Source organism: Epilithonimonas arachidiradicis (genome assembly GCF_003610695.1).
Taxonomy (GTDB): domain Bacteria; phylum Bacteroidota; class Bacteroidia; order Flavobacteriales; family Weeksellaceae; genus Epilithonimonas; species Epilithonimonas arachidiradicis.
On the sequence record NZ_RAQH01000010.1, the window covers coordinates 101,107 to 123,527 of the forward strand.

Sequence of the window (22,421 nt, forward strand, 5' to 3'; positions counted from 1 at the left end):
AAAATGGGGCTTTGCTTTTACAACGATACACGAGCGTTCATCAATCACCATTTGTCAATTATCAATCATCATTTTTTAGGAGCTTTTTCCGGCTATCCACTGTATCTTTTGTTCCGCTTTGCTCCACAAAAGGATGCCGTTTCTATCCGGGCTATGGGGAAAATTAACGCTCAAAATTACTCTGAATGTTTTATGTTTTATTCTTTAGATTTTGTTCTTCGGTTTCTCCATTTTCTGAATAAGATGATAAGAACTGGAATTGCCAGTAGGAACGGCCAATAAGAAATTAATCCTAATATGAAACCGACAAAGTTGTTCCAACCTTCTGCCAAAGAATCTGTAAACTGACTTCCAAAACCAATTTTGGATGTCACAGCATTTCTAGGATTATTTTTAATTAATGTTAATTCAAGCGTACTGTATTTTACTTTGTCATCAATGAATCTGAGTCTGCCTTTCGAAGATTCTATTTCTTCTTCCAGACTACGAATATTCTCCTGGATTTCCAGAATATCTTTTGTATTGGTCGTTTTTTTCAGAAGGTCTCGGTATTTTTCCAGATAAACAAATTTGTTCTCCAGTCTGATAGAAACATCAGTATATTCTTCGGTAACATCGTCAGTTACAATCCTGTTCGAAATCACATTACCCAATTCTGAACTGAATGATTGCAACAGATTATCAAAATTCTGATTAGGTACTCGAATAGTCATTTTGAGCATTTCCTGACTATCACCATTACTGAAGTATTCGCCCTGTTTGTACGCATTCAGCTTTTTAAGATTATCAGTAACAATTTTTTGAGCTTTCTTCATATCGCCCACTTCGATTTCCAAATCGCCACTTTTAATAATTTTTGAAGCTATTTCTAGAGAATTTGCATAGATTTCTTTTTCCTCAATGGTATTTGGTGGTACAGGAACGTATTGATCTTTCGTGTCATTTTTTTCACTAATAACATTGGCTAATGCAGCGTCTACAGAGACGATCTCATGGTTATTATCTTGTTTGCTGCAAGAAAGTATGGAAACAAAAAGAAGAAAAAGTAAAGAGTTTTTCATATGAAGCGGTGTTTTCTCATAGCAACATCAAAAATTATGCGCAAAAAAAATCTCCTAGATAATTTCTAAAAGATTTTTGTATTAATAATGTTATTTCAATTTCTATCCAATCTCAATCCCGTTCTCCACATTGCTGTCATCCGGTGTTACGAAAGATAATTTTCCGTCTGGTTTAGTCGTCAATAAGAACATTCCTTGAGATTCAATTCCGCGGATTTTTCTTGGTGCAAGATTCAATAGAATCATCACTTGTTTACCAATCAATTCTTCCGGAGAAAAGCTCTCAGCAACACCAGAAACCACAGTTCTGATATCAACACCTGTATCCACTTTGAACTTCAATAATTTATCTGCTTTTTCTACTTTTTCAGCTTCAAGAATTGTTGCAGTTCTCAAATCGATTTTAGCAAAATCATCAAATGTGATTTGTTCTTTCATAGGGTTGGCGTTAGGGTTTGTTTTTTTATTGTTTTGTTTGGTATCTTCCAGTTTCTGGATTTGAGCTTCGATAACATCGTCTTCGATTTTTGAGAAAAGAAGAGAAGCTTCGTTGATTTTGTGACCTGTTTCAATTAAAACAGATTTAGTTTCAACATCATTCCAGTCTGATTTTTGAACATTAAATAGAGTCAATAATTTCTCAGAACTGAAAGGCATAAACGGTTCGCACAGCTGAGCCAAAGCAACAGCAATCTGAGCGCCTACAAATAAAGAATGTGCGGCCTTTTCAGGATTGTCTTTAATCGTTTTCCAAGGCTCTTCTGTCTGAAGATATTGATTTCCAAAACGTGCTAAATTCATCAAGGCTGTTAAAGAATTTCTGAACTCATAATTTTCTAAGAATCCTGAGATTTCTTTTGCAGCTTTGTTTATTTCAGCTAATTCAGGCACATTTACATCACCTTGAGGAACAATTCCGTCATAATATTTATGAATCAAAACCGCAACCCTGTTGATAAAGTTTCCAAAAATTCCAACTAACTCAGAATTATTCTTCGTCTGAAAATCCTTCCAAGTAAAATTATTATCTTTAGTTTCCGGAGCTGATGAAAGAAGAGCGTATCTCAAAACATCCTGCTGTCCCGGGAAATCTTCTACATACTCGTGTGCCCAAACTGCCCAGTTTCTTGAGGTTGAAATTTTATCATTTTCAAGATTCAAAAATTCGAAAGCAGGAACGTTTTTCGGCATGATAAAATCGCCGTGAGCCTTCATCATCGCAGGGAAAATAATACAATGGAACACAATGTTATCTTTTCCAATAAAGTGAACTAAATCACTTCCTTCACTTTGCCAGTAATCTTTCCAGTCTTTTCCGTTTTTCTCTGCCCATTCTTTGGTAAATGAAATATAACCAATTGGCGCATCAAACCAAACATAAAGTACTTTTCCTTCAGCATTCGGAAGTGGAACAGGAACGCCCCAGTTCAGATCTCTGGTCATTGCACGAGGCTTCAGACCGTCATTTAACCAAGATTTTACCTGTCCGTAAACGTTAGGTTTCCAGTCGTCTTTATGACCTTCGATAATCCATTCGTTTAAGAAATCTTCATATTCGTTTAATGGTAAATACCAGTTTTTTGTCTCTTTTAAAATCGGAACATTCCCGCTCAACATTGATTTTGGATTAATCAATTCGGATGGAGAAAGGGTGGAACCACATTTTTCACATTGATCACCATAAGCGTTTTCGTTGCCACAATTTGGGCAAGTTCCAACAATATATCGGTCTGCTAAGAATTCTCCTGCCTGTTCATCAAAATATTGCTCAGACATTTCTTCCGTAAATTTTCCTTTTTCATAAAGAACTTTGAAGAAATCCTGACTTGTCTCACGATGATTCGCCGATGTCGTTCTTGAATATTCATCAAAAGAAATTCCCAAATCTGAGAACGATTTTTTGATGATTTCGTGGTATTTGTCAACGATATCCTGCGGTGTAACACCTTCTTTTTTAGCTCTTATGGTAATAGGAATCCCGTGCTCATCGCTACCGCAAATAAAAGCAACGTCTTTTCCTAATCTTCTCTGGAATCTAGCATAAACATCTGCTGGAATGTAAACTCCCGCCAAATGCCCTATATGAACCGGTCCGTTTGCATAAGGCAAAGCCGCCGTAATCATCTTTCTGTTTGACATTTTTTAATTGAAATTTTGAGTTGCAAAAATACGATTTCATTTTTAAACTCAGATAAGTGCATCTATTATTATGCAAAGCGTAAATCAGATTTGTATTTTAACTAATTTGATATATCAAATGCTTTATTTGATTCCGTTTGGGAAATCATTAATAATTTAAAATAAGCATTTTTCCAATGTAAGTTCTTTCCATATTTCTATATACGTCAGAAGTCCGTTCTCGAGTTTTGTTTAAAATTAATGTTTTGCAGTTACAGGTTTATAAATTTAATTTAAAATGGACTTTTGGTAAAATTTTTAATTTTTATCAAAGTCACGAATTTATTGATGTTTTTAAGGATTTGGAATATTCTAAAAATTATGATTTGTTTCATTTTTGATTAATATAGGATTAATATTGGTTAATTTAGAAGAAGAAAAAAGTGTTAAAACTGAACAAAATAAGCAGAAAATATATAATTGTTAAAAAAATTAACATTGAATTATTTTATTGATATTCAATATGTTGTGTTTTATTGTTGATGTTTTTGTTTTCAAAACACGTTCTAAAATAACCGATTTTAAAAATATTTTAACACAATGTTGTTTTTTTTATAAATTGCAAAACTAGATTATATGTAATCTGGGAACAAATTGAAAATAATATAAACCTTAAAAATTTATTTTTTGTGAGAAACTATAATGTATTAAAAATTGCTCCAGCTTTTCTATTGCTCGGATCAATGTTACATGCACAGCAGAACGATTCGGTGAAAAAAGAAACCGAGATCGAACAAGTTGTGTTGATTGGTTATGGTAAGCAGAAGAAATCCGACTTGACAGGGTCGATAACATCTGTAACTGAAAAGGATTTCAATAAAGGTGCAATGGTATCTGCAGACCAACTCATTATGGGTAAGGCTGCGGGTGTCAGAATCACTAATACCGGAGGTAATCCTAATGCTGCACCTAATATTGTTATTAGGGGAGGTGGTTCTCTTTCTGCAAGTAACCAACCACTTATTGTCATTGACGGTGTACCGATTGCTATTGATAATCCGGCAGGAATCAGCAACCCACTCTTACTTGTAAATCCAAACGATATTGAATCGTTCTCCATTCTTAAAGATGCATCTGCTACAGCTATTTACGGTTCAAGAGCATCTGCGGGTGTAATCATTATTACAACTAAAAAAGGGACCAGTGGAAAACCTAAGTTCAGTTACAATGCTAATGTTTCTCTTGGTGAGGTTTATAAGTATATGAATGTTATGAGTTCTGATGAATTTGTAAGATTTGTAACAGAAAATCTTCCGAATGATGCCTGGAAATTGGGTGTAGGCGGCTCCGCGCCTGTAAGAGATGCTAATGGAAATATAACATCTCCGGCAGTTATGGGAAAAATATACAGTACTGACTGGCAAAAAGAAGTTTTGAGGAATTCGCTTTCGACTGATCATGTATTTAGTGCTTCCGCATCATTGCCAGACGGAACACCTATCAGAGCTTCCCTAGGCTATAATAGAGCAGAAGGTGTGGTGAAAATGAATGATCTTGACAGATATACTGCTTCCATCAAAATCACACCAATATTTTTTGACAAGCACTTAAAAATTGATATCAATTCAAAAAGTATATGGGTTAAGCAAAATGCGATAGATGAAGGCAGTGTTTTAGGAGCAGCAATTGCCATGGATCCTACTAAGCCAGTTTATGCTGTGGATGATTCGCCAGCGTCTACAAGATTTGGAGGTTATTATCAATATCTAAGCCCGGAGACCAACGCTACTACTGGTGAGGTTTTGCGTTACCTTAAAGCAGGATCTAGCAATCCGGTTGCAGATCTTTTTCAGAGAAGTAAACCTCAATCTACATCCCGATATCTCAACAATATTGAATTTGATTACAAAACCCATTTCCTTCCAGATTTGAGAGCTGTTGTGAATTTGGGTTATGATTACTCTGTAACTAAGTTGAGAGAGAGTTTTGCTTATAATTCTATTTCTCAATACAATACTTATTCACCATTAAGACCTTATCCAAATGATTATTTTTTCTATAATGGATTTGAAACGGGCGAAGATCAAACCATGAAGAATAAGCTTTTGGATGCTTATTTGGTTTATAATAAGGTTAGCACAGATTCCTTCATTTCGAATTTCTTAATTCAAGGTGGATATTCTTACCAGGACTTTGTCAATGATGGAAGCAAAATCAGAACAAGACTAAAGCCCGGAACACAAGAGCTTGAGTATTTTACCGATATAGAATCTGTTTATTATAATCGTTATAATCTGCAATCGTTTTTTGGTAGATCAAATATTGATATATTAGATAAATATCTTTTTACAGTAACATTCAGAGCGGACGCTTCGTCACTGTTCCAAGGATTGAATAAGACTTGGGGCTATTTCCCAGCTGTAGGCTTTGCCTGGAAAGCATCTAGTGAGGAATGGATAAAAAACCTAAATCTTTTCTCTGAATTAAAGTTGAGAGCTGGATGGGGGCTTACTGGTCAGCAGAATATACAGAATGTTGTAGGATATTATCCTTCTAGGCCTTTATTCATTGTAGGTTCATCAGTTGGACAATATTTAGGTGGACTTAATACTTACACTGCTGCACCATTTAACAATGAATTGACATGGGAGAAAGCAGAAACTTATAATGTAGGAATCGACTTCAGCTCAAAAAATAGAAGGATTTCTGGAACAGTAGAGTATTATAATAGAAGAATGACAGACTTGCTCGCAAGAGTAACTTATCCTGCAGGTCAATTTCTTACCAATACTTTTGTGAAAAATACCGGTGAAATGGTGTCAAAAGGATTTGAAGCTTCTTTGACTATCACACCAGTAAAAACGATGGATTTTACCTGGGATCTTAATGGAAATATAGCTTACAACGATAGCAAGATTGATAACCTTGAGGGACAAAGATTTGTATCTGCATTGCAAGACCAAAATCTTCCAAGTGGTACAGGAGCTGTTATCAGACAACATTTTGTTGGCTATCAACCTGCGTCAGCATATGTTTATCAACAGGTCTATGATCAAAATGGGAATCCGCTTCAAAATGTTTTTGTAGATAGAAACGGTGATGGAATCATTAATGATTCTGACAGATACATTTTAGAAATTGCTCCGAAAACAACATTTGGATTTGGGACCAATCTAGCTTATAAGAATTGGGATTTATCTGCAAGTTTCCACGGACAGATTGGTGGGATGGTTCATAATTCTAGAAAATTATCTCAAGGTTTTATTGAGCAGGCAGCTACTTCCGATGGTTTGGCGCTCAACAATCTTGTCAATTTCTATGATGGTATGTCCAGTTTTAATTTCGTGACCAGACCAAATGACCAGATGCAATTGTCGGATTATTTTTATGAGGATGCCTCATTCTTACGTTGTGATAACATCACATTAGGTTATAGATTCAATAAACTTTTAGGCTTTAATAGTGTAAGGATTTATGGAACTGTGAACAATGCTTTCATCGTGACAAAATACACGGGTCAAGATCCTGAGACACCATCTACATTCGATAACAATATATATCCGAGACCAAGGATTTATACATTTGGATTCAATCTAAATTTCTAAGAAAATGAAAAAAAATATATTTAAACTAGCAATAATTTCAGCAGTCTCTTTGATGTCTGTTTCGTGTCTTAATGATCTGGAAACAGACCCAAAATATGAAGTGACTTTAGAAAATCTTCTAGCGCAAGATCCTAATGCGATTGAAGGTTTACTTTCAAAGATGTATTCTAATTTTGCACTGTCCAGCACAAAAGGACCGGGAGACTCTGACATAGAAGGTGCCAATGCAGGAGAATCACCATTCATCAGAGGATTACTTAACCTGAATGACTTTACAGCGGATGATATGAAGAATAGATGGGGTGATGGAGGTCTGGATCCTCTTACAACTTCTTCAGGATGGTCAGATTCTAATAAATTCTTCAAATATGTCTATGACAGAATTTATTATATCGTTCCGCAGACAACCAACCTTATAAAAATCGTAAATTCTGATAATGTCAATGTTGCTAATAAAGAACAAGTAACAAGCGAGTTGAGATTCTTGAGAGCCTTAGCATATTATTACCAGATTGACTTTTTTGGAAAAGGAGCATTAGTAACTACAGAAAATTACGGCTCAACTACACCTTTACCAGAATCTTCCAGAACAGAACTCTTCAACTATGTTGAATCTGAATTGTTGGATATTGAAGGAAAATTGCCTGACACCAACGGTTATGGAAGAGCAAATAAGTCTGTTGTAAGAATGCTTCTGGCTAAATTATACATCAATGCAGAAGTTTACACAGGAACACCAAGGTATAACGACTGCGCAATCTACTTGAACAAAGTTTTCGGGGGTGGCTATCAGTTGGAAAGTAATTTTCACAAAAATTTCCGTGCAGACAATAACACATCAAGAGAAATCATATTCCCGCTTATTGCAGACTCTAACGTGAGTCAAAGTTATGGGAATACAACGTACATCATTAATGGAAGTCTTAGTACAGCAACGATGAATCTTTCTGACTATGCTGCTGCAGAGGGATGGACAGGTCATAGAGCGACGAAGGCTTGGTATGGCTTATATGCAAGTAATGCTGCAGGGCTACAAACTTCTTCTGATGTGCGGGCAAAAGATTTTTGGACTTCTGGTCATAACTGGGAAATGACTGATTATAAGGAATGGACTGATGGTTATCCAAGTATCAAGTATAGCAACAAAGCTACTGACGATTCAGGCATCAACGTTTCTTTTTCACCTACTGATTTTCCAATGTTCCGTCTTTCAGATGCTTACTTGATGTATGCAGAGTGTGTGCTGAGAGGTGCTAATCCTGTGGCTGGAGATGCGTTGGAGTTTGTTAACAAGGTAAGAACAAGGGCTGGGGCTTCTGCGATTACTTCTAATCAGCTGACGTTGGATTTTATTCTAAATGAGCGAGGTAGAGAGTTGAACTTAGAAGGACACAGAAGGTCTGACCTGATAAGATTTGGAAAGTTTACAGGAGGATCATATCTATGGCCTTGGAAGGGAGGTATTGAAAGCGGAACAGCTATTCCTTCCACTTATAATCTTTTTCCAATACCATCTACGGCGCTTCAGGCTAATCCTAATTTGAAACAGAACCCTGGATATTAATTTTTAACAATTGAAAAATGAAACAAAAAATGTTATCTTACAATAGATTCTTCCTTGCGATAGCTGTAATTATCGGGCTAATGTCTTGCGAGGATAGAGAGATTGTTACCATTGATGAGCAGAGTCCTGCTGTTGTAATGGATCTATCAACTCAGAGCCTTATGCTGGATGCTAATTTTCCAAACAATCAGGTGCTAACTGTCACTTGGAAACCTGCGTCATTTAATGTTCCGGTGCAAATGAATTATCAATTGGAAATAAGTGCAACCGAAAATTTTGAAAATTCTACAATACTTGGTCTTTCCACAGCTCCACAAAACTATATTTCTTTTACTTCCAAACAAATTAATGAAGCGGTAAAGAAAATAGGTTTGGTGCCAGATGTTGTACAGAAATTGTTTTTCCGAGTAAATTCTAGTACAGGGCTTAATAATTTTCAGCAAGTTTCGAATATCACATCTTTATCTATAAAACCATACTTGGCAAGTCCGATTTATAACTTTACAGACTTATATCTCATTGGTGCTGCTACTGCAGGTGGCTGGGATAATTTAGCAACCAATGATAAGATTTACCCGTTACTGAAAACTGCTAATGCTAATATATATACATTCACAGGTTTTTTCAAAGCCGATGGTTTCAAGATTATCAAAACAAAAGGATCTTGGGATGCACAATATGGATTAGGAGCTTCAGCAGGATTATTGGATACAAGTGGTGGTTCTGGTAATATTACTATTTCCGCAGATGGTTATTATAAATTAACTATAAACATTTCAGCACTGACTTATACTTTGGAGTCTGTACCTACGCCTACAAAAACATATAATACAATTTCAATCATAGGAACAGTAAACGGAAATTACGATACAGATACAGAATTGGTTCAGTCGTCATTTGATCCACACTTGTGGACTTTGAAAAAGGTGAAATTGAATGCTGGGGATTTCAAGTTTAGAGCTAATAAAAACTGGGATGTAAACTGGGGAAGTACAGCAGAATATTTTGGAACCGCAACCCAAGGTGGAGATAATATCCCTCTGACATCTGAGTGGGAATATGATGTTTATTTTAACGATTCAACAGGTGCTTACAGCTTGATTCCAATCAAATAATTTTTAAATTTCAGTATAAAATATTATGAAAAATATATTCAAATTATTATTTGTTTCAATTTTGATCACAGCAGTATTAATTGCTTGTGATAACGAAGCCGATCGAGACTGGACCACGCCCGAAGCCAGCTTCAAGCTGAATGACACTTCTATGGGTGCAGAAAATGTTCTCTACAAGACTATGGAAAACAATCCCTTCATTTTAGTTTGGGAATCGATTGGTGCTGGAGAATATTCTGTAGTGCTTTCATCTACAGAAGATTTTGCCAATAAGGTTGAATTAGGTAAATCCTCTGAATCAACTTTTACAACCACTATTGGAACACTTAATACTAAATTGTTGCAGGCTGGTTTTTCACCTTTTGTATCTCAAATGGTTTACATACGTGTGGAAAAAGGTGGTGAAATGTCTAATGCCATTAGTTTTAATGTAAAGGCTTATCCAGTAAATGGACCAGTTATAACTGCTCCAACTAACGGAAGCACCGTGATGCTAAATTCTGCCGACCAATCAACAATTGCTACGACTGTTACTTGGAGTGATTACGCTACGTATGGTTCAGACGTTGTTTACAAAGTTGAAATTGCAAAGAAGGGAACTACTACGTTTTTAAATCTAGGTGAAGTAACCAATACAAAATCATTAGCAATTACAAGTAAAGACCTTAATACGGCAGCACTTAACTCCGGTGGTATTGCTAATCAGGAAAGCGAATTTGACTTAAGGGTAACAGCTAAAACAAGCTTTTCTGTGCCTTCAATTGAATTACAGTCAGCAATTTCTACAATAAAGATCACGCCATTCAAAGTCGAATTTGTTAATCTTTATTTGGTAGGTGATGCTACTGCGGCAGGCTGGAATAACAGTGCTACCAATGCAGATATGTATCCATTGTTGGGTAACAAAACGGTTAGTGCATCTTACACATATACTGGATTCTTCAAAGCTGGAGGGTTCAAATTGATAAAAGTAAAAGGTAGCTGGGATGCTCAGTACGGAGCCGGTTCATCAGCCGGAACTTTGAGTTCAGATGGAGGCTCAGGTAATATCACGGTTGCAGCAGATGGTTATTATAAGCTTGCAGTAAACATTGCAACAATGACGTATACTCTTGAAGCAATTACACCACCTTCTACGACTTATCCTACGATAGGAATTATTGGAGATGCCACGCCTAATGCCTGGGATGCAAGCACAGCAATGACGCAATCCACATTTGATCCTCATATTTGGTATATAACAAATGTTAATCTTACCAACGGAAAATTGAAATTCAGAGCCAACAATGCTTGGGATGTGAATTGGGGAAGTTCTGATGAAGATTTTGGTATTGGTACACAAGGAGGACCGGACATCAATGTAAAAGCTGGTACTTATAACATTTATTTTAATGATGCTACCGGCGCATTCTCAATGATAAAATTGTAATTTAGATTACACTTACTTAAAATAACCGATTGCTAAAATCGGTTATTTTTTTATTGCAGTTTACACATACTTTTTTTATATTGTAACCAATATATAAACCTTAAAAAATGGAATCGCTAATGTCTTATTGCTAAGTTGATTTGACAAAGGACAAACGAAACCATCGATCTTAAAATCTATTCAAATGAAAAAAATCACCATTGGAGCAGCATTGTTCTCATTGATGTTTACAGGGCTCAATGCCCAGAGTCTGAAATCGCCGGACGGCAAATTCGAAATGAATTTCCAACTGAAAAGCGGCGTTCCTTATTACAATTTAAAATATAACGGCGGCATCGTAGTAGAGGATTCCAAATTGGGCTTAAGATTGCTGAAAGACGGCGACATCCAGTTCGCTTCAGAAATCGAAAATAAAAATAACGAAGGCAAGAACCTCGATTACGGATTCGAGAAAACTGCTGAGAAGAGAGATTCAAAAAACGAGACCTGGCAGCCGGTTCTTGGCGAAAAGAAAAATTACATCAACAATTATAACGAACTCGCCGTTACCCTGAATCAAAAGGATAACGACAGAAGCATCATTGTAAAATTCAGATTGTTCAATGACGGTTTGGGTTTCAGATATGAGTTTCCTCAACAGAAAAACCTGAATTACTTTATCATTAAAGAAGAAGATTCGGAAATCGACCTTCCAACCGATATGAAAGCGTGGTGGTTAGCAGGAGATTATGATACGGAAGAGTATGTAACACAGACCTCGAAATTATCCGAGATTCCTGCTAAATGGCCAACATCTTACGAAGGAAACGCATCTCAAAATTTGGTGAAAAATGGTGTTCAGATGCCACTGATGATGAAAAAAGAAGGCGCTAATCCACTTTACATCAACATCGCAGAAGCTGCCGTCATCGATTATCCTGCTGCGAATCTGGAACTCGATGCCACGAATTTCAAATTCAAAACTCACCTTACACCGGACGCTCAGGGCGCCAAAGGTTATATGCAGACACCTCAGGTCACGCCTTGGAGAACCATCATCGTATCTCCAAAAGCCGAGGAAGTTTTGGATTCCAAAATGTTGTTCAACCTGAACGAACCTACGAAATATACCGACACATCGTGGATTCATCCTACAAAATATATGGGCGTTTGGTGGGAAATGATTATCGGAAAATCCCAGTGGGCTTATTCTACAGCAGACAATGTTCATATCGGTAAAACAGACTTTTCGAAGTTGACACCGAACGGAAAACACGCTGCTAACAATACTAAAGTTAAAGAATATATCGACTTCGCAGCAGCCAACGGTTTCCAGGGACTTTTGATTGAAGGCTGGAACATTGGTTGGGAAGACTGGTTCGGTCATTCCAAGGAATTTGTTTTTGATTTCATCACGCCGTATCCGGATTTCGATATCAAAATGCTGAACGATTACGCGCATTCCAAAGGTATCAAACTGATTATGCACCACGAGACTTCCGGCTCAGCATCCAACTACGAAAGATGGGCTGATAAAGCATTTCAATTGATGAATAAATATGGTTATGATGCTGTGAAGACTGGTTATGTCGGGAATATCATTCCACGAGGGGAACACCATTACAGCCAGTGGACCATCAACCATTACCGAAGAATTATCGAGAAAGCAGCAGAATATAAAATTATGGTCAACTCGCACGAGTCGGTGCGTCCAAGCGGCGAAAGCAGAACTTATCCTAACTGGATTGCCGCGGAAGCTGCCAGAGGAACCGAGTTCGAAGCCTTTGCAGGAAACAATCCGGACCATCAGACGATTTTGCCATTTACCAGATGGATGGGCGGCCCGATGGATTACACGCCGGGGATTTTCCAGACCAAACTGGATTACTATTTCCCGGGTGACAAACGTTTTGTGAAAACCACGCTGGCCAAGCAGTTGGCGCTTTATGTCGTGATGTACCAGCCACTTCAGATGGCCGCAGATTTACCGGAAAACTATGCCAGACATATGGACGCTTTCCAGTTCATCAAGGACGTCGCTGCTGATTGGGATGATACCAAGATTCTTTCCGCAGAACCAGGCGATTACATCCACACCGCCAGAAAAGCGAAAGGAACGGATAACTGGTTTGTGGGCGGAATTACCGATGAGAATGCCAGAGACTACACCGTAGATTTCTCCTTCCTGGACAAAGGCCGCAAGTATGAAGCGACAATCTACGAAGACGGAAAAGACGCCGATTACATCAACAATCCGCAGAGTTACAAAATCTACAAAAAAACCGTAGACAGCAAAACGAAATTGCCGATGCACCTTGTAAGAAGTGGTGGTTACGCCATTTCCCTGAAACCAATCAAATAAAAAATTCCCTTCACTGAAGGAGAGATTTTCGAACCTGTTCGGAAATCGGGAGTTTTTCAGGAGCTTAATCCCGCTATCCGCTATTACTCCTCGTGCCAAAGCTTTTCCCAAGGCTTGCTGTGGGGTAACCGCTACTATCGGGGCTATGGCTTTCAACTCCAAATAAACTTTGTCAAAGTTCAACCTTTGACAAAGTTTTTCTTAATTTTTTTTCTCAAAAATCCTACTAAATGAATTGGATTTCCAGACTTTTCAACAAGCAAAATACATTTCTCTTCCTGTTGGTCGGGATGGTTATTTTAGCTAAAGTTTTCCCGTTTCAGGATTCCTATAATCAGTATTTCAATCTCACCGGCTTTATAGATTGGGGCATTGCGGGAATTTTTCTGTTGTATGGACTGAAACTCAATCTCAAGGAAGTCATAAAAGATGTCTCCAACTGGAAACTGCATTTGCTGATTCAGTCGGGAACATTTATTATTTTTCCTTTGTTGGCGTTGATGTTTTATCCATTCTTGAAAGACACACCGTATTACAATATTTGGCTTTCGATTTTCTTTTTAGCGAGTTTGCCTTCTACGGTTTCATCATCTGTTGTAATGGTTTCCATTGCAAAAGGAAATGTCACATCAGCCATTTTCAATGCATCGATTTCCGGAATTATCGGGATTGTAATGACGCCATTATGGATGAGTTTTTTCCTGACAGCAAATGGAGAATCTAGTAATCAATCCGAAATCATTCAGCAACTTTTGTTAAAAGTTTTATTGCCAATTATTTTAGGAATTTTACTCAATCCAATCTTCAAAAAATGGGTGATCAAATACTCCAATATTATTTCAGAATTTGACCGACTGATTATTTTGTTGATTGTTTACGAAAGTTTCTCACACGCATTTATAGAAAATATTTTCGTTGCTGTTCCAGCTTTAGTATTTGTTGCTTTAGCTTTCAGTGTAATATTTTTGTTTTTTGCAACTTATTACATCCTGAAATTCATCGCCGAAAAACTGAATTTCAAACCCCAAGATGTCATCACAACAAACTTCTGTGGCTCCAAAAAATCCTTAGTTCACGGGAGTTTATTCCTTTTGGTTTTAGGAATTCCGGACGACCAAAAAGTGTTGTTTTTGTTACCGGTAATGATTTACCACAGTTTTCAATTATTCTACGTAAGTTGGTTAGCGAATAAAATTTCCAAAAGAACCAAAATTTAATGTAACAATTTAAAAATCTAGCAGTTTAATAATTTTCAACAACTCAATATGTTACTTTGATAAGTTTCACGCCTTTGCGAACTTTAAGATAAACATTAATCAAGAAATCTTCGTGGACTTTGTGTTCAAATTTCAGCTAAATTCACTTGAATCTAAAAATAAATCTTAATTTTAAATAGACCTTAAAAATTAACCTTATGAAAAAAATATTAACCATTTCCGCCATCTCAATATCTGCAATTTTCTATTCTCAGGTTCAGAAAGTAGAACCAGCTTTTTGGTGGAGCGGAATGAAAAATACTGAACTACAATTGTTAGTTTACGGAAGAGACATCCAGAATCTTCAACCAGAATTCTCAACTGGAATCAAAATCAAAGAAGTCAAAAAAGTTGAAAACCCAAATTACCTTTTTGTAACTATCGACACCAACGGCGTTCAACCCGGAAAAACAAAATTGAATTTCAAAAACGGAAACAAAACCGTTAAAACCATCGATTACGAATTCAAGCAAAGACTACAAAACTCAGCAAACAGAGATTCTTACACGTCTTCGGATGTAATGTATCTCATAATGCCGGACCGTTTTGCCAACGGAAATCCGAAAAACGACAATACGCCAGACACGGCTGAAAAAGCTGACCGAAGCAAAACTGGTGGTCGCCACGGTGGAGATATTGCCGGTATTGTAAAGAATCTGGATTACCTTCAGGAATTAGGCGTTACCACGATTTGGAATACACCTTTGTTGGAGGATAATGAACCTTCATATTCTTACCACGGCTACGCGCAAAGTGATTATTACAAAATCGACCCGCGCTACGGAACTAATGAAGATTATAAAAATCTGGCGGACGAACTTCATAAAAGAAAAATGAAACTCGTGATGGATTATGTCACGAATCATTGGGGTTCGAAAAGTTGGATTATCAAAGATTTGCCTTCAAAAGATTGGATTCATTATTGGAACGGACAGGAAAATGGGTTCCAGAGAAGCAATTACAGAATGACAACACAGTTCGATAGCAACGCAGCCAAAGTAGACGAAGCAGCTTGTATGGATGGCTGGTTCGATACAACAATGCCGGATATGAATCAGAGCAATCCAATGGTTGTAACTTATATGGCTCAGAACGCAATCTGGTGGATTGAATATGCAGGTCTGGACGGGTTCCGTGTGGACACTTATTCTTACAACGATAAAAAAGGAATTGCAGATTGGACAAAAAGAATTACCGACGAATATCCAAAATTCAATATTGTTGGCGAAGTCTGGATGCACGATCAGGCGCAGATGTCTTATTGGCAGAAGGATTCCAAAATTGCGGCGATAGAAGGTTACAATTCTTATTTGCCTTCTGTGATGGATTTTACGCTTCACGATGCTCTTGGTCAGGTTTTCCGCGAAGATGCTGGTTGGGATTCCGGAATGCAGAGAGTTTATGATAATCTGGCGAACGATTTTCTTTATCCGGATATCAATAATCTTTTGGTTTTTGCTGAGAATCACGATACGAACAGATTTAATCAAATTTTTCCAAAAGTTGAAGATTACAAATTAGCAATGAGTTTGATTTTGACCATTCGTGGAATTCCGCAACTATATTACGGTTCCGAAATCGGAATGGCTGGCGACAAAAACAAAGGTGGTGACGGCGAGATCCGTAAAGATTTTCCAGGAGGTTGGGCTGGCGATGCGCACAATGCTTTCATAAAATCCGGAAGAACAGCTTCTCAAAACGAATATTTTGATTACACCAAAAAACTTCTGAATTGGAGAAAAACAAACGAAGCGGTTCATACAGGGAAAACTTTGCATTATATCCCCAACAACAACGTTTACGTTTATTTCCGATATACGGATAACAAAAGGGTAATGGTCGTTATCAATAACAACAAGGAAAATCAAAACTTAGATTTGAAACGTTTTTCTGAAGGTCTGAAGAATTTCACAAAAGGAAAAGATATTATTTCTGACAAAGAGTTTGATTTGAAAACAAATTTGTCTGTTCCTGCAAAATCTTCATTAATTTTAGAATTAAAATGATAGAATTCAAAACAAGAAAATGTAATTGAGTTCCCGAACAAATTTTAAAATCGTTTAATTATATTTTGAATATGAAAAATCAATTGCAATTGGCCAATCGTTTTCGGGAAGTTATCCTGAATGGAACCTGGATTGCGAACACCAATTTCAAAGACCAATTAGATAATTTAGATTATAAAATTGCTGCCACTAAGGTAGTAAACCTTAATACGATTGCTGTTCTTGCACAACATATTCATTATTATATCAAAGGAATTAAAAATGTTTTGCTTGGTGGCGATTTGGAAATAAGGGATAAATTCAGTTTCGATTTTCCACCAATAGAATCTCAACAACAATGGGATAATTTCCTTACTGGATTTTGGAGAGATTCCGAAGGATTTGCAAAACTGATAGAAATCTGCCGGAAGAAAAACTCAATACTGATTTTATTGACGAAAAATACGGAACATACATCAGAAATCTTGACGGAATGATAGAGCATAGTTATTATCACCTCGGTCAGATCGTGTTAATCAAAAAAATTATAGAAACTCAAAAATAAACTCGAAATGAAAAGAATAATTTCCATTTTTATACTATCTTTTTTGATATTTTCGGTTCCTGTTTCTGCACAGAAAAAGGGCTTTTACGAGAATGTTCAGAAAAAAAATATCAACAAATTACTGGACGATTTCAATACGTTTGCAGCTAACGCAGATTTCGAAAAATATTTTGATTGCTTCGCAGAAGAATCAACGTTTATCGGAACGGATGCAACAGAAGTTTGGAACAAGAAAGAATTCAAGGATTGGGCAAAACCATTTTTCGATAAGAAAACAACCTGGAATTTCAAATCCTTAAAACGAAATATCTATTTCAGCAAAGACGGAAATTATGCTTGGTTCGATGAGATTCTCGATACGCAGATGAAAATCTGCAGAGGTTCTGGTGTACTTGAAAAAATCAGCGGAAAATGGAAGGTGAAACAATACGTTCTTTCCGCAACCATCCCGAATGAAGTGATAGATGAAGTCACCAAAATCAAAACGCCGATCGAGGATGCTTTGATTCAGAAATTAAAATAATATATAAAACCTTAAAAATAAAATGAAAAAAAAAATAAAACCGAATCTTTCCATCGCTCAGATTATCAATATGAGTATGGGATTTTTGGGAATCCAAATGGCGTTTGGCTTGCAGAACGGAAATGCCAGCAGAATTTTAGCAAATCTTGGCGCTGATGTTCACGAATTGTCTTGGTTTTGGTTGGTGGCGCCTGTTACGGGATTAATCGTTCAGCCGATTATCGGACACATGGGAGACAACACCTGGAGTCCGTTGGGAAGAAGAAAACCCTATTTTTTGATTGGTGCAGTTTTATGTGCCATCGGATTGGTTCTCCTTCCAAACGCTGCTTCCGTGACTAATCTTATCGCAGCTAATGTATTATTGCTTGCAGTAATTTTCTTAGCAATGATGGATGCGTCTATCAATGTAGCAATGGAACCTTTCCGAGCACTGGTCGGGGATATGCTTCCAAAACATCAGGGAACAATCGGGTTTTCCGTTCAAACGATTTTGATCGGAATTGGTGCGGTAATCGGTTCTTACCTTCCGGATTGGCTTACCAAACTAGGAATCTCGAATGTTGCTCTGGAAGGGTTTGTGGCAGATAACGTGATTTTCTCTTTTTATGTTGGGGCAGGATTTTTAATTCTGACTATTCTTTACACGATTCTGACTACGAAAGAATATTCTCCGGAAGAATTTGCATCTTTCGAAGACGGAAAAGAAGTTGCAGAACCTTCCAAATTCTCAGACATTTTCAAGGATTTTGCGAACATTCCTGCCCAAATGAAAAGATTAGGAATTGTTCAGTTCTTTTCTTGGTTTGCTTTATTCACAATGTGGGTTTTCACAACAAGTGCTTTGGCAACGCATCATTTTGGGTTGTCTCCGGAAGATACACATTCGGAAGCTTTTAATAATGCCGGAGATTTAACAGGAAAATTATTCGGGATGTATAACCTTTGGGCTATTCCGTTTGCATTTTTGCTAACACCGATTGCCAAATTCTTAGGCAAAAAACAAACGCACGCTTTGGCTTTATTATCAGGAGGTTTGGGATTGATTTCGATGTATTTTATTAAGGACACATCGTTGCTTTGGATTTCTATGATAGGATTGGGATTTGCTTGGGCAAGTATTTTAGCAATGCCTTATGCGATGTTGATTGAAGTGATTCCGCAAAGAAAAATGGGTGTTTATATGGGAATTTTTAATTTCTTTATCGTCATTCCTCAAATCATTAACGGAATTTTCGGTGGACCGATTGTCTCCAATATTTTTGGAAAAATGGCGATTGATTACGTGGTGGTCGGCGGCATTTGTATGCTAATTGGTGCAGTCGTTACAATGATTTTCATCAAATCAGATGACGAAACACCAAAAGAAATTGAAGAAGAAATCCAGCAGGTTCATTTTTAATGAATTATAAAAAGATTCTTTTATTAAGTATTTTGCTTATAATTCTTTCGGTAATAATGTTTTTAACCGGAATAGGATTGTTTGCATACAAAGGAAATCAAGTGGACCCATTAATTGTTAAATTAGGAGAAATTAGTTTTGTCTTTTGGATACCAACTTTAGTTTTAGGAATTTTATTATTCTTCATTTCAATAGTATTATTGGGACGAAATAAATCAAAATAGTATAACTATTAAATCCACCAAATCGGTGGATTTTTCGTTCTTATCCTACGTCAATGTGTAAGAGTTTTCAAAGCTGGAAATTTGTATCAACAAAAAAGCCTAACAATTAAAATCAATTTATAATGAAAACAGTATATCACAAATCAGACAGCAGAGGTTATGCTAACCATGGTTGGTTAAAAAGTCATCACACTTTTAGCTTTGCCAACTATCACAATCCGGAAAGAACACATTTTGGTGTTCTCAGAGTGTTGAATGACGATTTTGTAGAAGGTGGAATGGGATTCGGGAGACATCCGCACCGCGATATGGAAATCATCTCGATTCCTTTGGAAGGCGATTTGCGACACGGCGATAATATGGGCAATTCCGGAATCATCAAAAAAGGCGATATCCAGGTGATGTCTGCAGGAACCGGAATTATGCACAGCGAAGAAAACGCCACCGAACAACCTGTCAAATTCTTACAAATCTGGGTGATCCCCAACAAAACTGATGTTACACCAAGATACGATCAAATCAACATCGAGGAACAATCTGTACAGAATGATTTTCAGCAGATTCTTTCTCCTAACGCAGATGACGCCGGTGTCTGGATTCATCAGGATGCGTGGTTCAATTTGGCAAGATTTGACAAAGGCTTTTCTAAGGAATACAACATCCATAAATCAGGAAATGGCGTGTATGTATTTGTCATCAAAGGAAAAGCAAAAATCGGTGACCAAATCCTCGATGAAAGAGACGGTTTGGGAATATCGGAGACAGAAAGTTTTGCGTTAGAAGCTGAAGAAAATTCCGAAATACTACTAATGGAAGTTCCAATGCAGTTACCACAATCTTAATTTTTTAATAAATTTTTAAGAAAAATACATCAGACTCGGTATAAGATTTGTCCTCAAAAAATCTTAAATTTGGCACTTTAAAAAGTTAAACTGAAAACATAATATGAGATTACTTATTGTAGGAAACGGTGGACGTGCTTCTGCCTTGGCTACCAAGCTAAGCGAGGACAACAGAATTACGAAGATGTACTTTGCACCTGGTAATGCCACTACCGAAAAACTGGGAGAAAATATCAACGAAACAGACATCATTGCATTGAGAGATTTTGCGATCAAACACAAGGTAGATTTGACCATTGTTGGTCCGGAAGCACCTTTGGTAGAGGGGATAGTGGATGAGTTTAAAAAAGTTGACCTCAAGGTTTTCGGTCCTGCAAAAAAAGCAGCTTCATTGGAAGGTAGCAAGGCATTCTCAAAAAAGTTTATGAAAACTTACGGAATCAAAACGGCGCAATCCGTGACATTTGATTCTTACGCAGAAGCTAAGGAATACTTGCAGAAGCAAAAATTTCCTATAGTCATCAAAGCGAGTGGATTAGCGGGTGGAAAAGGTGTGGTCATCGCCGAGAATCTTGAAGATGCAGAAGGAACGATCCACGATTTTATGATTAAAAGAATCTTTGGCGATGCCGGGATTCAGGTGATCATCGAAGAATTTTTGCAAGGTTTCGAAGCATCTATTATTGGTGTTTCCAATGGTGAAAAGATTTTCCCTTTCATTCCTGCAAAAGATTACAAAAAAGTCGGAAATGGTGACAAAGGCCCAAACACAGGTGGGATGGGTTCTGCAGCGCCAAGTCCGGAATTTACAGATGAGCATCAGAAAGATTTCGTAGAGCATATTATGAATCCAACCGTTGAAGGTCTTAAAAAAGAAGGTCTTAGCTTCAAAGGATTTATTTTCTTCGGATTAATGGTGACTAAGAACGGGACTTACTTGTTGGAATACAATATGAGACTGGGCGACCCGGAAACTCAGGTGCTTCTACCGTTGTTGGAAAATAACCTGGTAGATGTTATCGAGGATTGTCTTCACGGCAGAGAGTTGGAGCTGAAATTCAAAAACAAAAAAGCGGTTTGTCTTGTAGTGTGTTCCGGAGGTTATCCTCAGAACCACGAGACAGGCTTCGAGATAACAGGTGCGGAAAAAGTGAAAAACAGTACGCTGCTTTACGCCGGCGCAGATTACAGAGGCGACCGTGTGATTTCCACAGGCGGTAGAGTTCTGAATCTTGTAGCTTTGGGGGACACATTCGAGGAAGCACGCAAAAAAGTGTACGAAGACGCAGTGCCTGTAGATTTTGACTACGGATTTTATAGAGACGATATTGCGAAATTCTAAAATATACAGAGATGTTGGGCGACCAATGTCTCTTTTTTTTTAGGAGCTGATCCCGCTTTCCACTCATACTCCTCGCGCCGCCGCAATTGCCAACGCCTGCTGTGGGGTATCCGTTACAATCGGGGCTAGTTTGCAATTCGGAAACTGAGATATGGAAATTTATTTAATAGAAAGTCTTCCAGAACCTCAGCCTGATACTGCTGAATAATATTAGATTTATCATACTGAGCTTATCGTAATGTTTAATTCATAATTAATAACTTATAATTCATAATTAAAAAAAATGCCTTGGAATCCCGATGTTTACGACCAGTTCAAACAAGAGCGTTCAGCGCCTTATTTCGATTTGATCAAATTGGTTGAGATAGAATCCAATATGTCTGTTATCGATTTAGGTTGCGGAACTGGCGAACTCACTTCTGGACTTTTGGATGTTTTCCCAGACTCAAAAATTGTAGGAATCGATTCTTCTGCAGAGATGCTTCAAAAAGCGGAACAATTTGAAACCAAAAGATTACAGTTTTTTCAGAGAAGTGTGGAGGAACAAATGGAATTGGATGAAAAATTTGATCTGATTGTCGCTAACGCTTCTTTACAATGGTGCAACAATCATTACGACTTGTTTCCAAAACTCATTTCAAAACTGAATCCAGAAGGACAATTAGCTGTTCAGGTTCCATCGAATCATAATTTTATTGTTCACCAGTTATTATCAGTCGTTGCAGAACACGAGATTTATCAGAAACATTTTAACGGTTGGAAAAGAGAATATTCGGTTCTTAATATAGAAGATTACGCCAAGATTTTGTCAGATAACGAAGGCAAAAAAATAAACGTTTTCGAAAAAGTTTATCCACACATTATGAAAGATGCGGATGCGGTTTTTGACTGGGCTTCCGGAACAGCGATGATTCCATTCGTGGAGAGACTTCCGGAAAAATTGAAAGAGCAATACAAGCAGGATTATAAAGAAGAACTGAGAAAAGTATTCACAGGTTCGCCGGTGTTTTATCCATTCAAAAGAACCTTTATTTACGCACAATTTTAAA

The 22,421-nt window shown here is 37.3% G+C and carries 15 protein-coding genes; 13 read left to right on the forward strand and 2 right to left on the reverse strand.

The features are described from left to right. Positions 1-197: 197 nt before the first annotated feature. Together BXY58_RS14885 and metG are read right to left on the reverse strand one after the other, a co-directional pair. The gene (locus tag BXY58_RS14885; protein WP_120214660.1) at positions 198-1,061 is read right to left on the reverse strand and encodes a DUF4349 domain-containing protein; all 864 of its coding nucleotides are present in this window, start codon (positions 1,059-1,061) and stop codon (positions 198-200) included. Between the two features lie 102 nt (positions 1,062-1,163). After that, positions 1,164-3,200 (reverse strand): methionine--tRNA ligase, encoded by a 2,037-nt coding sequence (gene metG, locus BXY58_RS14890; RefSeq protein WP_120214661.1) that lies wholly within the window; start codon positions 3,198-3,200, stop codon positions 1,164-1,166. 668 nt (positions 3,201-3,868) lie between these two features. Between metG and BXY58_RS14895 the strand changes: the two genes are divergently transcribed. The 13 genes from BXY58_RS14895 (at position 3,869) to BXY58_RS14960 (ending at position 22,420) form a co-directional block, all read left to right on the forward strand. Beyond that, on the forward strand, positions 3,869-6,784 hold the full coding sequence (locus tag BXY58_RS14895) for a SusC/RagA family TonB-linked outer membrane protein (RefSeq protein ID WP_147366856.1): 2,916 nt from the start codon (positions 3,869-3,871) through the stop codon (positions 6,782-6,784). A 4-nt stretch (positions 6,785-6,788) separates the two neighbouring features. Further along, positions 6,789-8,348, forward strand: coding sequence for a RagB/SusD family nutrient uptake outer membrane protein (locus tag BXY58_RS14900; protein WP_120214663.1), 1,560 nt, complete (start codon positions 6,789-6,791; stop codon positions 8,346-8,348). A 17-nt stretch (positions 8,349-8,365) separates the two neighbouring features. Then, a complete protein-coding gene (locus BXY58_RS14905; RefSeq protein WP_120214664.1) occupies positions 8,366-9,463 on the forward strand; it encodes a SusE domain-containing protein in 1,098 nt (365 codons plus the stop codon). Between the two features lie 25 nt (positions 9,464-9,488). Further along, on the forward strand, positions 9,489-10,892 hold the full coding sequence (locus BXY58_RS14910) for a SusE domain-containing protein (protein WP_120214665.1): 1,404 nt from the start codon (positions 9,489-9,491) through the stop codon (positions 10,890-10,892). A gap of 184 nt (positions 10,893-11,076) precedes the next feature. Beyond that, a complete protein-coding gene (locus tag BXY58_RS14915; RefSeq protein WP_120214666.1) occupies positions 11,077-13,233 on the forward strand; it encodes a glycoside hydrolase family 97 protein in 2,157 nt (718 codons plus the stop codon). A 230-nt stretch (positions 13,234-13,463) separates the two neighbouring features. Next, positions 13,464-14,450 carry a bile acid:sodium symporter gene (locus BXY58_RS14920; RefSeq protein ID WP_120214667.1) on the forward strand — a complete coding sequence of 329 codons (987 nt, stop codon included), beginning with the start codon at positions 13,464-13,466 and terminating at the stop codon, positions 14,448-14,450. Between the two features lie 197 nt (positions 14,451-14,647). Next, positions 14,648-16,495 (forward strand): glycoside hydrolase family 13 protein, encoded by a 1,848-nt coding sequence (locus tag BXY58_RS14925; protein ID WP_120214668.1) that lies wholly within the window; start codon positions 14,648-14,650, stop codon positions 16,493-16,495. Between the two features lie 71 nt (positions 16,496-16,566). After that, positions 16,567-16,971: a DUF1572 domain-containing protein gene (locus BXY58_RS14930; protein ID WP_308659101.1), complete on the forward strand. Its 405-nt coding sequence runs from the start codon at positions 16,567-16,569 to the stop codon at positions 16,969-16,971. A gap of 75 nt (positions 16,972-17,046) precedes the next feature. Further along, positions 17,047-17,562: a nuclear transport factor 2 family protein gene (locus tag BXY58_RS14935; RefSeq protein ID WP_120214669.1), complete on the forward strand. Its 516-nt coding sequence runs from the start codon at positions 17,047-17,049 to the stop codon at positions 17,560-17,562. A gap of 22 nt (positions 17,563-17,584) precedes the next feature. Then, entirely contained in the window at positions 17,585-18,964 is a 1,380-nt protein-coding gene (locus BXY58_RS14940) for an MFS transporter (protein WP_120214670.1), read from the forward strand. A 346-nt stretch (positions 18,965-19,310) separates the two neighbouring features. Then, positions 19,311-20,030 (forward strand): pirin family protein, encoded by a 720-nt coding sequence (locus tag BXY58_RS14950; protein ID WP_120214672.1) that lies wholly within the window; start codon positions 19,311-19,313, stop codon positions 20,028-20,030. Between the two features lie 103 nt (positions 20,031-20,133). Continuing rightward, complete coding sequence (gene purD, locus BXY58_RS14955) at positions 20,134-21,372, forward strand: phosphoribosylamine--glycine ligase (protein WP_120214673.1); 1,239 nt, start codon at positions 20,134-20,136, stop codon at positions 21,370-21,372. A gap of 283 nt (positions 21,373-21,655) precedes the next feature. Further along, a complete protein-coding gene (locus BXY58_RS14960) occupies positions 21,656-22,420 on the forward strand; it encodes a methyltransferase domain-containing protein (RefSeq protein ID WP_120214674.1) in 765 nt (254 codons plus the stop codon). Position 22,421 lies beyond the last annotated feature (1 nt).